15 protein-coding genes are annotated in these 16,858 nt (G+C 59.7%); all 15 read right to left on the bottom strand.

Going from position 1 to position 16,858, the window contains the following annotated elements; genetic code table 11:
- Position 1: 1 nt before the first annotated feature.
- The 15 genes from tssK to tssA all read right to left on the bottom strand — a co-directional run bounded on the left by tssK (position 2) and on the right by tssA (position 16,376).
- On the bottom strand, positions 2-1,333 hold the full coding sequence (gene tssK, locus AC1DQM_RS09830) for a type VI secretion system baseplate subunit TssK (RefSeq protein ID WP_018927446.1): 1,332 nt from the start codon (positions 1,331-1,333) through the stop codon (positions 2-4).
- Between the two features lie 2 nt (positions 1,334-1,335).
- Positions 1,336-1,836, bottom strand: a complete 501-nt coding sequence (gene tssJ, locus AC1DQM_RS09825) for a type VI secretion system lipoprotein TssJ (RefSeq protein ID WP_018927445.1) — start codon at positions 1,834-1,836, stop codon at positions 1,336-1,338.
- Between the two features lie 5 nt (positions 1,837-1,841).
- Entirely contained in the window at positions 1,842-3,038 is a 1,197-nt protein-coding gene (gene tagH / locus AC1DQM_RS09820; RefSeq protein ID WP_018927444.1) for a type VI secretion system-associated FHA domain protein TagH, read from the bottom strand.
- Between the two features lie 17 nt (positions 3,039-3,055).
- A complete protein-coding gene (locus AC1DQM_RS09815; RefSeq protein ID WP_018927443.1) occupies positions 3,056-3,196 on the bottom strand; it encodes a hypothetical protein in 141 nt (46 codons plus the stop codon).
- A 297-nt stretch (positions 3,197-3,493) separates the two neighbouring features.
- Positions 3,494-5,011, bottom strand: coding sequence for a sigma-54 interaction domain-containing protein (locus AC1DQM_RS09810; RefSeq protein ID WP_477746095.1), 1,518 nt, complete (start codon positions 5,009-5,011; stop codon positions 3,494-3,496).
- A gap of 10 nt (positions 5,012-5,021) precedes the next feature.
- Positions 5,022-7,670: a type VI secretion system ATPase TssH gene (tssH, locus tag AC1DQM_RS09805; protein ID WP_477746094.1), complete on the bottom strand. Its 2,649-nt coding sequence runs from the start codon at positions 7,668-7,670 to the stop codon at positions 5,022-5,024.
- 13 nt (positions 7,671-7,683) lie between these two features.
- Positions 7,684-8,691 carry a type VI secretion system baseplate subunit TssG gene (gene tssG / locus AC1DQM_RS09800; RefSeq protein WP_018927440.1) on the bottom strand — a complete coding sequence of 336 codons (1,008 nt, stop codon included), beginning with the start codon at positions 8,689-8,691 and terminating at the stop codon, positions 7,684-7,686.
- The gene (gene tssF, locus AC1DQM_RS09795; protein WP_477746093.1) at positions 8,655-10,442 is read right to left on the bottom strand and encodes a type VI secretion system baseplate subunit TssF; all 1,788 of its coding nucleotides are present in this window, start codon (positions 10,440-10,442) and stop codon (positions 8,655-8,657) included. Before tssF ends, tssG begins: the two co-directional genes overlap by 37 nt.
- A 166-nt stretch (positions 10,443-10,608) precedes the next feature.
- Positions 10,609-10,992 carry a hypothetical protein gene (locus tag AC1DQM_RS09790; RefSeq protein ID WP_477746092.1) on the bottom strand — a complete coding sequence of 128 codons (384 nt, stop codon included), beginning with the start codon at positions 10,990-10,992 and terminating at the stop codon, positions 10,609-10,611.
- Complete coding sequence (locus tag AC1DQM_RS09785) at positions 10,989-11,840, bottom strand: hypothetical protein (protein ID WP_477746091.1); 852 nt, start codon at positions 11,838-11,840, stop codon at positions 10,989-10,991. The genes AC1DQM_RS09790 and AC1DQM_RS09785 overlap by 4 nt, the downstream gene beginning before the upstream one ends.
- Positions 11,841-11,845: 5 nt before the next feature.
- Positions 11,846-12,349 (bottom strand): PAAR domain-containing protein, encoded by a 504-nt coding sequence (locus AC1DQM_RS09780; RefSeq protein ID WP_477746090.1) that lies wholly within the window; start codon positions 12,347-12,349, stop codon positions 11,846-11,848.
- 10 nt (positions 12,350-12,359) lie between these two features.
- Positions 12,360-12,767, bottom strand: coding sequence for a type VI secretion system baseplate subunit TssE (gene tssE / locus AC1DQM_RS09775; RefSeq protein ID WP_018927433.1), 408 nt, complete (start codon positions 12,765-12,767; stop codon positions 12,360-12,362).
- A gap of 12 nt (positions 12,768-12,779) precedes the next feature.
- Positions 12,780-14,255 carry a type VI secretion system contractile sheath large subunit gene (gene tssC / locus AC1DQM_RS09770; RefSeq protein ID WP_019580436.1) on the bottom strand — a complete coding sequence of 492 codons (1,476 nt, stop codon included), beginning with the start codon at positions 14,253-14,255 and terminating at the stop codon, positions 12,780-12,782.
- 28 nt (positions 14,256-14,283) lie between these two features.
- Positions 14,284-14,787, bottom strand: a complete 504-nt coding sequence (gene tssB, locus AC1DQM_RS09765; protein WP_007934526.1) for a type VI secretion system contractile sheath small subunit — start codon at positions 14,785-14,787, stop codon at positions 14,284-14,286.
- 32 nt (positions 14,788-14,819) lie between these two features.
- Positions 14,820-16,376, bottom strand: coding sequence for a type VI secretion system protein TssA (tssA, locus tag AC1DQM_RS09760; RefSeq protein WP_019650068.1), 1,557 nt, complete (start codon positions 16,374-16,376; stop codon positions 14,820-14,822).
- Positions 16,377-16,858 lie beyond the last annotated feature (482 nt).

Below are 16,858 nucleotides of genomic sequence, written 5' to 3'. Positions count from 1 at the left end.
GTCAGTTCCTGATGGCCCAGAATTTCAGTTCAAGCTCGGCGAATTCGCCGGACACGTGGAACGCGAAGCCGCCGGAGCGTTCGAGTTGCGCCAGGTCTTCGGAACTGAGTTCGAGGATGAAATAGGTTTTGTTGGAGTGGAACGCGATCTGCCGTGGGGCCACCGGCAACGGTTTGACCTTGATGCCCGGCAGGTGCAGGTTGACCAGTTGGCGGATGCGCTCCACCGGGCCGACCTTGAGGTGCGCCGGCAGGCGATGGCGCAGTTCTTCGGAGTCGCAGTTGGCACTGGCCGCGAGCACGAACGAAGCCGAGCCCAGCAGTTTGTGGTCGTGCAACGGCGACACGATGATCCCGTACTGACGCGCTTGCAGAACCAGTTCGATGGCGTGCTGTTCGAGCACCATCGACAGCACCTGACGAATCGCTTCCATCAGTTTGCGGAAGCTCGCGCCCTGGTCGCTGTGCTGGTAACGGCTGTCCAGACGCGGGCGTTTGCTGTCGCTGGAAAACGTCGCCAGATCGCCGAGCATGGTCAGCAGCGTGCGGTACAACTCTTCCGGGTGAACCTGTTCCAGGCCGAGGTAATGGCGCAGCAACAGTTCAGTGCGGTTGATCAGTTGCAGCATCATGAAGTCGCCGACTTCCGCGCCACCGACCTTGCCGTTGGAGCGGATCCGGTCGGCAATGGTGTCGCCCCGGTGGCCGAGCATGCTGATCACTTCTTTGAGGCATGACAGCAGGTAGCTGGACGAGTGCGCCTGAATGTAGGTCGGCACGAAATCCGGGTCGAGGCTGATCACGCCGTCAGGCGTGGTGTCGAGCACTTCGCAGATCTTCAGCTTCACGTAGGCCTGATCGCTCTGCTGCTCGCCGAGCAATAGCTTGAAGTCCGGACGGGCGCAACTGACCTGGCTGGCGGAGTCATCACCGGCGTTGGAGTCGGCCACTTCCGCTTCATACGCGGTGTAGCGCGCCAGCACGTCGGATTGCTCCGGGCGGCGGGCCTCGATGTGGTTACCCGTCACCAACGGCAGTGCCAGGTAGATCGGCGTATTGCCGGTGTTCGGCGGCACGTCCAGGGCCAACGGCTCGGTGTTACCGCCCAGTTCGAACAGGCTGCCGTCGGGCAGAATCCCCGAGGCCTGGCTGATCACCAGTTTGCCCATGTTGAGGAACTGCAAGTCGATTTCCAGATTGAGGAAGCCCCAGGTGTAGCTGCCCAGCAACTGGGTGCGGGTCTTCATCTGGTGGTCGTAGTAACGATCGTTGTGCTGGAAGTGCTGCGGACGCAGCAGCATGCCTTCCTGCCAAATGACTTTATGGGCATTCATGTTCAGTCATCCGCCTTGGCGAGCGTTTCATGGGTGTTGCGGATGCCGGCCTGATCGAGGGTCAGGTCAGCCGCGGTGACTTGCACCGGAGTGATTTGCACGGTGTAGCGCCACTTGGTTTCCGGCAGGTCGCGGTAGGCGGCGAGCACGCCAACGTAACGGCTGCCCTCTTCCACGCTGAGCTTGAGCTCGACGGTTTCGCCTGGGCGCAGTTCCAGTTCTTCGCTGGCCACCAGGTCCGGGGCCAGGGATTCCTTGGCGCGTTCGTAGAGGCTGAAGAAATCAGCGTTCTCGAAGGCCACCGGGTGCTTGAGCTCGAACAGGCGCACGACGATCGGCGACGGACGACCGTTGAGGTCCGGGTTCAATTGATCGCTGGCGGTCAGCTTCAGGTTGAGTTTGGTCACGGTGGAATACGGCGACAGCGACGAGCAACCGGCCAGCAGCACCAAAGCAGCGAACGCAGTCAGCATCTTGAAAAAAGCGGTGGAACAGCGAGACATGCGCATCATCCTTGGTGGTCGGTGTGAAGGGTGGAAATCAGGCGGATCTGTTCTTCGTAGGCCTGGGCGAAGTCGCGGGCCAACAGACGTTCGCTCCAGTCATCGTCCTGACGCAGGGCCTGGTGATAACGCCCATAAGCTCTCCAGCGACTGCCGGAGGTGGCGAGCAACGGCTTGTTGTCGCGCTCGAAACGCAGGGTCAGCTGTTGTGGCGAGAAGTGCTCAAGAGTGCCGCGAACGGCGGCGCGGCTGGCGGTCAGCAAGGCCACCTGATGCGCCTGCAAATCGCGGAACGCACGGGAGATCGCTTGCTCGGCCGGCAATTGGCCCGGCTTGTTGCCCTGCAACAGAATGCCCAGCGCTTCACCGGCATCGACGGCGAATTTCAACGGGTTCTTTTGGCTGCCCTGCACGGTGGTCTGGGCCAGGCGCAGTTCGTTTTTCAGCTCGCTTCGGGTGCGCAGGCTCTGCTGCAAACCGCCGACGCTCTGCTTGAGCAGGCGTGCGGCGTTCAGGGCCAGGGCTTCGCGGGCATCGTGGTCGAGGCCTTTGAGGTCCACGCCCAACGCCGCACCGAAGTGCTCCCAGAAACCTTCGCTCTGACGCTCAACCGCTTTTGGCAGCGGGGCTGGCGCTGGTTCTGCCGGGGCGGCGATCAGCTCCGGCACCATCAGGCTTTCCATGTCGATGCGCGCGTAGTCGGCGCGCTGACGGGTGTCCTCGATCACCGTGCTCGGGGAAATCAGCTCCTCGATCTCCGAGTACACGCGTTCTTGCTGGTCGAGGGCATTGAGCGGGTCAAGGTCGAGGAACGCATCGTCCGGGATGATGCTGCCCGCGGCCTGCGGACGGCCGACTTCGACGTCGAACGTCGCCGGGTCGCGCACCAGTCGCGCGCGAATCTCGAAGTCACCCAGCACATACACGCTGCCGTGTTCGATGCGCATCGGCTCGCCCTTGCGCAGGCGCGCGCCGCTTTCGCTGTCCTGGATACCGTTGCTGCTGGTATCGGTCAGGAAAAACGTGCCTTCGCGGTAGCTGATCACCGCGTGGTGGTTAGACAGGTGACGCTTGCGGTCGGGGATGATCCAGTCGCAGTCCTCGCCCCGGCCGATCACGCCACCGGCCTGTTTGAAGGTCTTCTGGCACAAATCCGTGGGCACGAACTGCTTGGTGTTCAGCATTTCGAAAACCAGTTCCATGATGATGCTCCTTGCGGTCACTTGCCGCGATTGACCGCCTGCGGATCACCCAATGGGCGATAGGTGTTGTCGTTGTATTTGTAATTGCCGCTACAGCCGCCGAGGCCGCATAGAACGACGAAGGTCAGCAGGACGGCTTGCCAGTGACGAACAGGCATCAGAGGGTCTCCAGAGGTAGACAAAGCACAAAGCGCCGACCCTTTCGGGTGGCGCTATCAGAAGCGAATGAGTTTGATTGGGAGGCTCTAATCCAAGGCTTAGAGCAGATCCCCTGTGGCGAGGGGGCTTGCCCCCGTTGGGTCGCAAAGCGGCCCCAAAACCGGCCATCCTGTTTATTCAGGCAAACCACATTTACCGGACTACGACTGCTTCGCAGCCGAACGGGGGCAAGCCCCCTCGCCACAGAAAGCCTGCTCACCACAGGAAGTCCACTCGCCACAGAAATTTGTTTTGGGTTAACCATCGAAGTCACCCAAATTGATATTCAACCGCCCGAGGCGGTACAGCAGCGTGCGCCGTGGCAGCCCGAGTTCGCGGGCGGCGAGGGTCTGGTTGCCGTCGTTTTTGCGCAGGCAGTCGAGCAGCAGACTGCGTTCGACCTGCTCCAGGCGTTCGCGCAGGTTCAGGCTGCTGTCTTCCGGCATGGCTTCCATGCGCAGGGAGAAATGCTCGGCCAGCAACTCGCCGCCCTCGCACAGCAGTACTGCGCGCTCGACCAAACCCTTGAGTTCGCGAACGTTGCCGGGGAAGGCATAACCGGACAGGTGATCCAGCGCCGCGTCGGACCAACGCACCGCATCGCGCTGCAAGAACGAGCAAGCCTTGTCGGCGAAGTGCCGCGCCAGGTCGAGGATGTCGCCTTCGCGTTGACGCAGGGCCGGCAGTTCGATCGGGAATTGCGCGAGGCGGTAGTACAAGTCCTCGCGGAACTTGCCTTCGCTGACCAGCACCGACAAATCCCGGTGCGTCGCGGCAATGATCCTCACGTCGATTTTGTGGGTGTCGTTGGAACCCAGCGGGCGGATCTCACCCTCCTGCAATACCCGCAGCAACTTGGCTTGCAGCGATAACGGCATGTCGCCGATTTCATCGAGCAGCAAGGTGCCGCCGTTGGCCGCATCGAAGAGCCCGGCACGGTCGCGATCGGCACCGGTGAAGGCGCCCTTGCGGTAGCCGAACAGCTCGCTTTCCAGCAGGTTCTCGGGGAACGCTGCGCAGTTCTGCACGATGAACGCCTGGGACCGGCGCGGTCCGCAATCGTGAATCGCCCGCGCGACCACTTCCTTGCCGGTGCCGGTCTCACCACGCAGCAGCACGGTGTACGGGCTGTGCAGGACTTTGCTGATCAGCGAATAGGTCTGGCGCATCGCCGCGCTCTTGCCGATCAGGCCATAACCGCTGGCGCTCGGGACATTGAGCGGCGCCGGGCGTGTATCACCGGTCGGCTGACGCAAACGCTGCAGCAAGTGCAGTTGGCCGAGCACGAACGATCCCAGTTGACCGAGGGAATCGGCAAAGCCTTGCAGGTCGATTACCCGGCGACTGGCGCACAGCAGCAAACCTTCGACAGCCTTCTGCTGATTGACCAGCGGCACGCACAGCAGCGACTGCCAGGGCGTGGCCTGGGGCGGCAGGAAGCTGGTTTCGTGCAGGCTGCCGCTCAGCTCGCTGAGGCACACCACGCGGTTCTGGCACAGGGCGAATTGCAGCAGTTGTTCACCGTTGTAATCCGCCGGCAGGCTGGCCCCTTCCCGGGGTTGCAGAACGCCGTTCAGGCACTCGGCGTTCATCCCCAGGCAAGTGTGGGTCGCATCCAGCAGGTACAACTGCGTCAGCTCGCAACCGCTGAGCTCGGCCAGGCCGCGCACGAAGTCACCCAGCAGCACAGCGCTATCCGCCGCCCGCGACAGGCTGGCGAACTGCGCCAGCAAGGCTTCGGCATAGACCAGCGGTTGCGGCACTTGAGTGAACATCACACCCACCTCAGGCGAACTCGCACGTCACGCTGGCATTGCCGTCGAGCGTCGCATGCACGCGCTTGAGGCTTTCACCGGTGGCCATCGCATCGAGCAAACGATCGGCCACCAGCGGCAGCACATGCAGGTCGAGCAAGTGGTCGATCAGGCGCGCGCCGCTGTCGCTTTGAGTGCAGCGCTCGGCCAGGTGATCGACGAGGTCCTGGGAGTAAGTGAAATCCAGCTGACGGCGGTTCAGGCGTTCGCCCAAACGGCCGAGTTTGATTTCGATCAGCTCGCGCAGCACCGGGCCGCCCACCGGGTAGTAAGGCACCACGCGCATGCGCGCCAGCAACGCCGGTTTGAAGTGTTTGCTGAGCACCGGGCGAATGGTTTCTTCGAGGACTTCGGCGGTCGGCCGCGCGCCGTCTTCGCAGAGTTCGCTGATGCGGTCGCTGCCCAGGTTCGAGGTCATCAGGATCAGCGTGTTGCGGAAATCGATCTCGCGCCCTTCCCCGTCGTTGGCCACGCCTTTGTCGAAGATTTGGTAGAACAGGTTGAGCACGTCCGGGTCGGCTTTTTCGACTTCATCAAGCAACACCACCGAGTACGGTTTCTGCCGCACGGCTTCGGTGAGCATGCCGCCCTCGCCGTAACCGACGTAGCCCGGCGGCGCACCGATCAGACGCGACACGGTGTGCTTCTCCTGGAACTCGGACATGTTGATGGTGGTGATGAAACGATCACCGCCGTACAACAAATCAGCGAGGGCCAGCGCGGTTTCGGTCTTGCCGACGCCACTCGGGCCGACCAGCAGGAACACGCCGACCGGCGCATCCGGTTTGTTCAGGCCAGCAGCGGTGGCGCGCATCGAGCGATCAAGGGCGTGAACGGCTTGTTCCTGACCACGGATGCGCGTGCGCAGGTCGGTGGCGAAGCTTGCGACCTTGGCGTTGTGTTCGCGGGCCAGTTGCGCCAATGGCACACCGGTCCAGGCGCTGATCACTTCGGCCACCAGACGCGGGCAGACTTCGAAGCTCACCAGACGTTCTTTGACTTGCAGCTCGGTCAGGGTTTTGTGGGTTTCGTTGAGCGCCGCTTCCAGGGTTTCGACGCTTTGCGCTTCGTCTACGGGCAGCGATTCGATCACGGTGCCTTCAGCGTCTTCCTCGACCGTGATGGTCGGCTCGACGGCGGCGGCTTCGCGAGCCTTGGCCAGTTGCTGACGCAGCTCCAGCAGGCGCTCGGCCAGTTCTTTCTGCTCGGTCCACAGCGTTTCGAGGGCGACCTTTTCGTCTTCGGCGTCGGCCAGACGATCTTCCAGAGCGTCCAGCGCTTCGTGATCGATCAGCAAACCGGCTTCGGCATCACGACGCAGGGCCTGACGCTGACGGCCACCTTCGGCCAGTTCGCCACGCAGGCGCTCCAGGCTTTCCGGGGCTGCGGCGAGGCTGATGCGTACGCGGGCGCAGGCGGTGTCGAGCACGTCGACAGCCTTGTCCGGCAGCTGACGACCCGCCAGGTAACGGGCGGACAACTCAGCCGCGGCAACCACCGCGTCATCACGCAGGTAGATGCCGTGGCTCTTCTCGTAGACCTGAGCCAGGCCACGCAGGATGGTCACCGCTTCGCTGACAGTCGGTTCGTGCAGTTGCACCGGTTGGAAACGACGGGCCAGGGCCGGGTCTTTCTCGAAGTATTTTTTGTACTCCGCCCAGGTGGTGGCGGCGATGGTGCGCAACTCGCCACGGGCCAGGGCCGGTTTCAACAGGTTGGCCGCGTCGGAACCGCCAGCGTTGCCGCCAGCGCCGATCAGGGTATGGGCTTCGTCGATGAACAGGATGATTGGCTTCGGCGAGGCTTTGACTTCGTCGATCACGCCTTTGAGGCGACGTTCGAACTCGCCTTTGACGCTGGCGCCGGCCTGCAACAGGCCCATGTCCAGCGACAGCAGCTCAACGCCTTTCAAGACTTGCGGCACTTCACCGGCGGCGATGCGCGAGGCCAGTCCTTCGACGATAGCGGTTTTACCGACGCCCGCTTCACCCACCACAATCGGGTTGTTCTTGCGGCGACGAGCGAGGATGTCGACCATCTGACGGATCGCGCCATCGCGGCACAGCACCGGGTCGAGTTTGCCGTCGCGAGCCTGCTGGGTCAGGTTGTGGGTGAAGCGCTCCAGCAGTGATTCGCCGGGCACCGCCGGTTTGCCGGTGGCCGGTTGTTCTTTCTGCGACAGGGCGAATTCTTTCAGACGCTCGATGTTCAGCTTGGCCAGCAACGACTGATAACGGCTGCCGGCATAGCGCATTGGGTTGCGCAGCAATGCGAGGATCAACGCGGCCTGCTCGACCTGGCTCTGGCCCAGTTCGAGGTTGGCCACCAGCAAGGCGTCCTGCAGCCACTGCACCAGTTCCGGGGCGAACACCGGGTTGCGCGAGGCGCTGTGCTCGACCCGCGATTGCAGCGCGGCGCTCAGCTCGCCAGCGTCCACTTCGGCATCCTGCAACGCCCGGGCGAGCAGGCCTTGCGGACGCTCCAGCAGGCCCAGTAGCAAGTCTTCGACGAGGATCTTGCTGCCGCCACGGGCGACGCAGCGTTCGGCAGAACTTTCCAGGTCACGACGGGTTTCGGCGTCCAGCGCCTGGATAAGTTGTTGCAGGTCTACGTTGATCATGTGTCATCTGTCCTTAATGAATTTTGCTGCCCAGGGTCACCACGCCGTCCGCTTTTTCGCGGCCGAGCCAACTGGTCCACCCCAGGCGACAGGCGTTCTGCTCACCGATGCGAAGTTCGCGGATTTCTTCCTGGCGCAGCACCAGGCGAATGTCGTAATCGAGCGGGTCACGCAGGGTGAACCGCACCAGCGCGCACAGCGGCTGGTAGCCGAAACCGATCGGCAGGAATTCGTGGAAGCGTTGCCAGTCGAGCTCGCGTATGTGAATGCGGAACTTGCCGCTGCGGTCGCGCACGTGCTCGCCCAGCACCAGGTCTTCGCCGAGCATGCTGTTGCCGCGACCGAGGCGATTACGCTGCTCGTCGAGGATTTCGACGCGGCGCTCGATGCACTGTTCGATGGTCAGCTCGGCGTGCTTGAAGTAGTAGCGCAGCACCGCTTCGATCAACGCCGCCGAGTGCGCCCGCAAGCTGAGCAGGCCGAGGTACGGCAGCAGGCGTTTCCAGTTCAGTTCCTGGGCCTTACGGATCTCTTCGCCACCAAGGCCGATCAGGGCAAACAACTGCGCCGAAAACGGGTCGAGCGCGCCACTCTGGAAACTGGCGCGGTAGCGATACTTTCGCCAGATCGGCAGCATCAGCCGTTGCAGGCGATGGTGAAACAGGTCGAGAAAGTTACGGGTCGGGTTGCCGTCTTCGCTGTCACCCAGCGCTTGTTCGCCATAAAACGCAGGCAACGGCGAACCGGAGCCGACCAGGCCGATCAGGTTGAAACGCAGACGCGCGCGCCTCATCCCGTGTTCTTCGAAAAACTCCACGCGATCGACGTCGCTGCCAGGGAAACCCAGGCTCGGGTTGGCCTGGAATTCCAGCTGGTCGTACAGGTCGTCTTCGCTCAGGTGCGGGTGTGCATCGCGCAGCCGGTCAATCACCAGCAGCACGGCCTGAAACAGCGAGTACTCGCGTATTACCCGGGTCAGCCCGCTTAAAGCAGGGGCTGCAGGCCCATACGTGGTGTCCATTGGTACACCTCTCCCTGTGTGCTTTTTACCCGCAGCTCGTGGTACGAATTGAGACTGGCGTAAAGCGCGAAAAACTCGTTAAGAACCGAAGCGAACACGAACAGGTCGCCCTCGCCGATATACCCTTCCGGGTCGATGGTCAGCTCGGTGCGCAACCCGCGAACCGGCAACCCTCGGTGCAATCTGTCGACATGCTGGTGCTTGATCGACTTGAGCCCGCCCAGCAGGCGTTTGCTGACTTTTTCCGCGTGTTGGTCGTAGTAGCGCGGCAGGTCGTAGGTTTCGAGAATCACCTTCAACGCGTTGACGTCGGCCAGCGACAGATAGTTGAGCGACATGTTGCTGATCAGCTTCCAGAGGAAGTCGCGGTTCAGCGGCGGCGCGAAACTCGAGGTAGCCGGGGTGATATTGCGGAAACTCAAAAACTCCGGCGTCTCTTCGCAGGCCATGCGGATGTCGCCGAGCTTGAGCTTGCGCGGCAGGTTCTGGTTGGTGCACATCAGCTCGATCGACAGGGTTTCGTGGGCTTCGGTGTGGCGGATGCCGAAGCTCAGGTAGGTGTCGAGGCCGTCGTGAAGCAACGACGAACGCTGGCGGATGCTGTAATGCGGACGGCTGTTGGGCACGTCGAAACTCGGGTCGTGCTCGAAGGATTCGAACGGCACGTACTCTTGATAACCGAGGCCGCCGGGCTTCCAGCCAGTCACGGTTTCCACCGAAAACACGCCGCAGTTTTCCAGGTCGTATTCGGCCGGCAGCAGCAGGTATTCGTCCTGCTTGCCGTCGAGGCGAATCGGCAGTGCATCGTGCTCGAACAGGTTGACGATCGGCGTGCAGTAGAGCTTCACGTTGTCCAGGGTCGGACGCATCCGCATGATGCCGCTCTTGCGAATATCGAAGCGCAATTCAAGGCCGCGCATTTGCTTGAGGGTGTCTTCCGGCAATGCCTTGAGCAGGTCCAGACCGTTGATATCAACGAACAGGAATTTGTCCTGGAAAGCGAAATACTCCTGCAGGTAGCGATAGCCGCGGAAGGTGTTCAGCGGATACGGGATCAACGCTTCCTCTTCGGCAAAACCCACCGGCTGCACACGGTCGCCGGGCATCTTGAACGCCATCGGTTGACCGCTTACGCCGTTGATGGGCTTGCCGGCGCCGTCCAGCGGGATCAGCTCAATGCCTTCGAGGTTGCGCAACAGGCTCAGGTAAAGCATCTGGCTGATGTAACGCTCACCGGCAAAATGCAGGCGCAGACGACTCAGCTCCAACTCGCCGAGGTGACCATCCGCGCTCATCTCCAGCCGCAGGCTCAACAGCGAACCGTCACCCTTCACCGAGTAATTCAGCGCGGCCAGATCCAGCGGCAACACCTCGGTCGGGTAGCACGTGCGGAAACGGCAGCGCACCTCATCGACCGGCACACTCTCGACCGGCGTATCACGCTCAACCCTCAACGCCGGCCCGGAACGCTTCAACGGATCGAACTGCAAAATGCTGAACGCCGGCAGCGGCCGCATGTAGTTCGGCCACAGCAACTGCATCAGGGAATGGCTGAGCTCCGGCAACTCGTCGTCGAGCTTTTGCCGCAGACGACCGGTCAGAAAGGCAAAGCCCTCCAGCAACCGCTCCACATCCGGATCCCGCCCGGCCTGACCAAGGAAAGGCGCCAACGCCGGGCTACGCTCGGCGAAACGACGACCTAACTGGCGAAGTGCGGTGAGTTCGCTTTGGTAGTAGTGGTTAAAGGACACGGGTTACCTGCCTGGTAGTGGAACTCATCAAAAACTGTCCTGTGGATTTCGCCGCCAGGCCAAACATCCGAGAATGTGGATTAACGGACACTGGCGAGACGTGTTGAGTAGCTCATGCTGGCCTCAAATATTCCCTGCAAACAACTTAGGCAATGGCATGTTTAGTTTAGATTTCATCTTTTTTTCTTCTGAAAAACAGCCGATCAAGCAACTGGCCAAAAAATATCGCTGCAAAAGTCAGGGATCCCCCCATCAACGTGTACGCCATCGCACGGACGGGATAGTGAGGCAAAAAATAATACAAAATAAGGGCCAACATCAGAGAGACAAAAACAAGCTTTAACTTCAGCCTAGAAACAAAAAAAGTTACACCATTCATCAATACAAAATACTGAACCATCAAATCGGGAGTCATACCTATACCGATCCCTCTAGACGTCAGCCCACCATAGGTATCGATGTAGATATCAACACCATAGTTATGCAAAGGCACGTACAGAGCACACACGATCAAATGCGGAACAAGGCCAACCAAGCGACGAACATTCATTTATTCCACACCCCGTACTGATCCATATCTCCTTGCGAAATAGGATTGATCAACTTGGCATTTGACGCTGGCACGTAAGGCGCATCAGTGAGTTCAATAGTGTGAGGAATACCCTTGTCGTAAATAGTCTCTTTTTTTACCACCAATTTGCAGTTTTCTTTCGCCCACAATATGCCTCTCAGAATAATGAAGTTATCGTAAACGTCTTTCGGCCCAGGTTCTGCACCGGTGTAGGCTTTACCGTCCCCCCATTTGACGCCTGTTTCCCCAGCCATTTTTATTGCAAGGTCTACCTGCTTTGTTTCCCGCAGATATTTCCTGTAGGTGTTGACCGCAAAAGGCACCTGACCAATTCCATCAGTCCAGTAAGGTTTATCCTCCATGAAGACCATCAAAAATTCGTTACCGCCCACACCCCGCCATTTCCAGTCGCCCAACATCCCAGCATGAAAACTCAAGGAAAAGCGGTCAATGGTCGCAAAGTCAATCAACTCCTGCCAGGTAACATGCTTATATGCAGTATTTGATTCCGTACCGGCCTGAGTCGTCTCGGGATTGACCCATATCAGCTTTCTATAATACCTGGCCAAGGGCTCAAACCATTGGCCTTTTTCTGCGTATAGTTTTTCTGCGGTGATAATTCGAAATGCAGAGTCGTCCTTGTTTGGCTTCAAGGCGAACAAAGGCACACCGCTGCGCCGGGTAATAATCCATGCCGACGGAAGATCAACCTTTTTCGGCTTAGCATCCTTACTTTCAGTTGTTTTAGATTGGACTTTAAGCGTGGTCACTTCGTCCTGAGTCACAAAAGTGTAGGCAACACCATCGATGTTGATTATGGTCTCCATCGCTATCAATCCGCCGAAATATAAATAGTTACTGCTTCAGCTGTTTTCCCGGTAGAAAAAGCACCTGACAAACCAGTAGAGGTTGAGCCGATTTTTTCAATTCCACTGTCGGAGCGCATGGTGTAGTTCAAGTTTTCAACCGTTCTTCCATCGGAGGTTTTAAAGTCAAAAACACGATTGAATATTCCGGGAATAATCACAGGCAACGGCGCCACAAATGGCACCGGCGAATGCGAGTTCCCGATAACCACTGTCCCGGACCCGGCCGTAACTTTATTACCATGAGCACCAACGGAGCCCACGGTCGCCGCCGGTTTACCGTTAATCAAAACAGTCGTCGCAAGGTCGCCAACCATCGCACCACCACACGCCGAGGCATCGCCTTGGCGGGCGGCCGCGAGGCCGTCGAAGAACACGTCGCCGGAACCGGCGGCGATCGGGTTGGTGCCGTGGCCGGGGAGCGGGCAAGCGGTGGGGTCGGATACGCGTGCTGCGGGTTTGCCGGACATCGGAGTCTCCTTAATTGACCTTTACTTGACCGCTGCCATCCAGGCGCGCGGCGAAACTGACCTGGCGCTTGAAACCATCAACTTCCAGCAGGCCTTCGATGCTGAAGGACAGGCGAAGCTGATCGTTGTCACGCGGCAGGGAGATGACACGCACGTTGCTCAGGCGCGGTTCGTAGGCTTCGATGAAGCTTTCGATGGCCCGGCGGGCCTGACTCAGGGAGTCGTGCAGGCTCAGGCGCATGTCATTGAGATCGGGTAGCCCGTAATCGGACAGCGTTTGCACGCTGCCCGCACGGGTGCTGAGCATCTTGGCCAGATGGGCAGCCACCGACGCCATGGCGGAAACCTCGCGGCTCCAGCCGACGCGTTTGTCCGCGTCGCCACCCAGGCGTTCGAAAAGGCTGCCGTATCCAGTCATGAGTCGCTCCGCTTACTCTTTGTCCAGCTTGCCAACCAGCGACAGGGTGAAATCGGCACCCATGTACTTGAAGTGCGGGCGCACGTTCAGGCTGACGCGGTACCAGCCCGGCTCGCCTTCAACATCGCTGACGATGATTTGGGCTGCGCGCAGTGGACGACGGCCACGGACTTCGGCGCTCGGGTTTTCCTGGTCGGCCACGTACTGGCGGATCCACTTGTTGAGTTCCAGCTCGAGGTCGGTACGTTCTTTCCACGAACCGAGTTGCTCGCGCTGCAGCACTTTCAAGTAGTGAGCCAGGCGGTTGACGATCATCATGTACGGCAGTTGGGTGCCGAGCTTGTAGTTCAGCTCTGCAGCCTTGCCTTCAGCGCTGATGCCGAAGAACTTCGGCTTCTGCACCGAGCTTGCGGAGAAGAACGCCGCGTTGTCGGAGCCTTTGCGCATGGTCAGGGAGATGAAACCTTCCTCGGCCAGTTCGTATTCACGACGGTCGCTAACCAATACTTCGGTAGGAATCTTGGTTTCGATTTCGCCCATGCTTTCGAAGTGGTGCAACGGCAGGTCTTCAACCGCTCCACCGCTCTGTGGGCCGATGATGTTCGGGCACCAGCGGAATTTGGCGAAGCTGTCGGTCAGCTTGGTGCCGAACGCGTAGGCCGTGTTGCCCCACAGGTAGTGCTCGTGGCTGTTGGCGACGGTTTCTTTGTACACGAACGATTTGACCGGGTTTTCTTCCGGGTCGTACGGGTTACGCAGCAGGAAGCGCGGCACGGTCAGGCCAACGTAACGGGAGTCTTCCGACTGACGGAAGCTCTGCCATTTGGCGAACTGCGGGCCTTCGAAGTGATCCTTCAGATCTTTCAGGTCCGGCAGGCCGGTGAAGCTTTCCAGGCCGAAGAATTTCGGGCCGGCGGCAGCAATAAACGGCGCGTGGGACATGCAGGCTACGCTGGACACGTACTGCATCAGTTTCACGTCCGGCGAGCTTGGGGACATGTAGTAGTTGGCGATGATCGCGCCAACCGGCTGACCACCGAACTGGCCGTATTCAGCGGTGTAGATGTGCTTGTACAGGCCCGACTGCATCACTTCCGGCGAATCTTCGAAGTCATCCAGCAGGTCGTCCTTGGAGACGTTGAGGATTTCGATCTTGATGTTTTCGCGGAAGTTGGTGCGGTCGACCAGCAACTGCAGGCCACGCCACGACGATTCCAGGGACTGGAAGTCCGGGTGGTGCAGGATTTCGTCCATCTGGCGGCTGAGCTTGGCATCGATCTCGGCGATCATGCGGTCGACCATGGCCTTCTTGACCGGCTCACCGTTGTTCTGCGGCTTGAGCAGCTCTTCGATGAACGCCGACACACCGCGCTTGGCGATGTCGTAGGCTTCGTCATCCGGGGTCAGGCGGGTTTCGGCGATGATGCTGTCGAGAATGCTGTATTCGCCGTTCTCGTTGCTCTTTTGCTGTGCTGCGCTAGTGCTCATTGTGTTGGCTTCCTTGGCTGATGGGGGCTCAGGCGTCCTGGGCTGCGGCGTTCAGGCCCAGCTCACCGAGTACGCGACCGCGGGATTCGTCGTCGGCGAGCACGCCTTCGATGGCTTTGCGGAACGCAGGCGCGTTACCCAGCGGGCCTTTGAGGGCCACCAGCGCGTCGCGCAGTTCCATCAGTTTTTTCAGCTCAGGCACTTGCTCGACCAAGGATGCCGGGTTGAAGTCCTTCATCGAGTTGACGCGCAGTTGCACGGCCAGTTCTTCAGTGTCGCTTTCTTCCTGAAGACGGTTCGGTACGCTCAGCGTCAGGCTCAGCTCTTGCTTGGCCAGCACTTCGTCGAAGGTCATCTTGTCGATGCTGATCGGCTTGCGATCTTCGACTTTGCGTTCGTCCTTGCGGTGGGTGTAGTCACCGATTGCCAGTAGTTTCAGCGGCAGTTCAATCTCTTCCTGAGCACCGCCGGTGGCGGGTTTGAAGGTGACGTTGATGCGTTCCTTGGGGGCTACCGAGCCTTCTTTGGCCATGGCTTTTCTCCTTGCGGTTGTGGCCCTGGGGCCTATTCGAGTACCACTTCGAGATCGAGGTGGCACAGCCTGCGATAAATCTCTTCCTTGCGTTCACGCACTGCATGGTTCTGCGGTAACAACTCGCAGCAGCTATGCAGCAAATGCAGCACTTCCAGCGCAAGATCGGGCTCCCAGGCGTGCAGGCCTGAGTCCTGTAATGTTTGGTCGAGGGTTTCGAGTTGGGTCTTGGCCAGTTCGTATTTCTTGGCCATGAAGCACAGCCGCGCGAGGGCGAACTGCCAGAAGAACCGAACCCGCCCGCCGTGGGCGCTTTGCAGGCCCTGCTTGAGAATCTGCACGGCGGCCTTGAGGCCGTCCTTGCGCAGAATCGGCATGACTTCTTCCAGGGCCAGTTCCCAGGCCGGCTGGGTATCGGCGACTTCGACCTTGCGCGGCGCACTGGCGCTTTGCAGGTGCGGCATGACGTGGGCGCTGATCCAGGCGCGGGTGGCCGGGTCGGCGAACGGCGCGCCGTCGTGGAAACGCAATTCGATAATGCCGGGCAGGCGCTGAACCAAAAGCGCGAAGTGGATTTCCACTTCGCGCATGGCCATCTCGGCGTTCAGCCCCTGAAGGCATTCCCAGACCATTCGCTGGCCATCGAACCAGAACGGCGCCTTCGCCAGGCTCGCCTCCAGCTCTACCAGCAGATCAGCGTATTTCCCTTGGTCGAAGCGGTCCTGATAGGCCTTGAGTTTGTCTGCCGGCACGCCACGCAGGACGGTGATCTGCTCGGCATTGCGCTCGGGCACCGCGTCGATGGGCAGCCACAGCAGCGTACGATTGAGGCGCAGGGCGCGCAGGTCGGTGGCTTTCTGCTTGAGCCACCAGGCGCACAACGGACGGGCGCTTTCCTGCTGAGCGCGCAGGGCCTTATGGGCTTCTTTCTCGTTGTCGATCGGTGCGCCGGGGGTGAACAGCTGAGTCGCAGCCTGCTTGACCTGGGCCACTGCGGCGCCCACCACACCGGGCTCCGGCTGGTTGTCGGCAGCGCGCTGAACCATGTTTTTCAAGCGGCGGGAGATCGGCAGCAGCAACGGCGCGTCATCGCCCAAGTGCTCGGTGCACGCGGCGTCGAGGCCTTCCAGATGCTCGACCAGCCGGCGGAACAGCGGCAGCTGCTCTTTGATCGCAACGTTTTCGTTCAGCACCTGCTCAAGACGCGGCACCAACCAGCTGATGGCGGCGGAGCGGGTGCGGGCCTTGTTCGGGTGAACTTCGGCCCAATGGTTTTCACAGAGATGGTGCAACAAACCGAGGCCGGCCAGCAGCCCCTGGAAGGATTCACGCTGGTATAGCGCCCAGGTCAGCCACGCGCCGACACGCAAATCCTTGGATTGAGTGCGCAGCAGGTTTTCGCTGTTTTCACGGATTTTCAGCCAGTCGATCTGACCACTTTCGTGCATGGACTGGGCTTTGGCCAGTTCGCTTTCCAATGCCTCGTATTCGCTCGAAAAGCGAACATCCTCGCCCGCGAAACTCTCTTGGGAAACAGAGGCTTTTGCGAGTTCAAGGTAATGGGCAGAAAGTTTGCTTGAGTAGGACATCCATGGCCTTTAATTAGGAAAACGGTCATGCGGCCATTGCAGTTGCAATGGCGCCGGACAGTATCAAAGAGCTGCGATGAGTCTCATCCAATTGAGTTCGTGCTCTTTCAAGTGCGCGCATCCTAATCACAATGATGGCCATTAGCAAGCACCCAAATAAACAATAAAACGGCGGTTTCTCTATTGCATGTAGGAGAAAGCCCTATATGTGACAGGGGATTCCCTGACGCTGGCTTTAACCCTCCCATCTCGACGAATTGCCCCCGAAACCATTGGGCCAGAGCGGTTTATCAAACCAGTGGATAATCACTGAACATTCACGCCCTGAAGCGGAACCCAGCATGACAAAAATAAAAAATGAAAAATGTAGGAGGTTTCCGAAAAGTTACAGTCATCTATGGACATAGCAGTGACAGACAATAAGCAATACAAGATTCCGTCAAAATGATGGCGCCTTGTATTTGATCCACTTCTCTCCAAAT

The sequence above is a fragment of the Pseudomonas sp. 01L34 genome (assembly GCF_056400265.1).
This window is presented reverse-complemented; position numbering and strand designations above follow the sequence as displayed.

Coding starts and splice junctions, on each gene's coding strand:
- tssB (WP_007934526.1), bottom strand. CDS start 14,787: ATGGCCAAAGAAGGCTCGGTAGCCCCCAAGGAACGCATCAACGTCACC.
- AC1DQM_RS09785 (WP_477746091.1), bottom strand. CDS start 11,840: ATGGAGACCATAATCAACATCGATGGTGTTGCCTACACTTTTGTGACT.
- AC1DQM_RS09810 (WP_477746095.1), bottom strand. CDS start 5,011: ATGTTCACTCAAGTGCCGCAACCGCTGGTCTATGCCGAAGCCTTGCTG.
- tagH (WP_018927444.1), bottom strand. CDS start 3,038: ATGGAACTGGTTTTCGAAATGCTGAACACCAAGCAGTTCGTGCCCACG.
- AC1DQM_RS09780 (WP_477746090.1), bottom strand. CDS start 12,349: ATGTCCGGCAAACCCGCAGCACGCGTATCCGACCCCACCGCTTGCCCG.
- tssJ (WP_018927445.1), bottom strand. CDS start 1,836: ATGTCTCGCTGTTCCACCGCTTTTTTCAAGATGCTGACTGCGTTCGCT.
- tssE (WP_018927433.1), bottom strand. CDS start 12,767: ATGACTGGATACGGCAGCCTTTTCGAACGCCTGGGTGGCGACGCGGAC.
- tssH (WP_477746094.1), bottom strand. CDS start 7,670: ATGATCAACGTAGACCTGCAACAACTTATCCAGGCGCTGGACGCCGAA.
- tssC (WP_019580436.1), bottom strand. CDS start 14,255: ATGAGCACTAGCGCAGCACAGCAAAAGAGCAACGAGAACGGCGAATAC.
- AC1DQM_RS09790 (WP_477746092.1), bottom strand. CDS start 10,992: ATGAATGTTCGTCGCTTGGTTGGCCTTGTTCCGCATTTGATCGTGTGT.
- AC1DQM_RS09815 (WP_018927443.1), bottom strand. CDS start 3,196: ATGCCTGTTCGTCACTGGCAAGCCGTCCTGCTGACCTTCGTCGTTCTA.
- tssA (WP_019650068.1), bottom strand. CDS start 16,376: ATGTCCTACTCAAGCAAACTTTCTGCCCATTACCTTGAACTCGCAAAA.
- tssK (WP_018927446.1), bottom strand. CDS start 1,333: ATGAATGCCCATAAAGTCATTTGGCAGGAAGGCATGCTGCTGCGTCCG.
- tssG (WP_018927440.1), bottom strand. CDS start 8,691: ATGGACACCACGTATGGGCCTGCAGCCCCTGCTTTAAGCGGGCTGACC.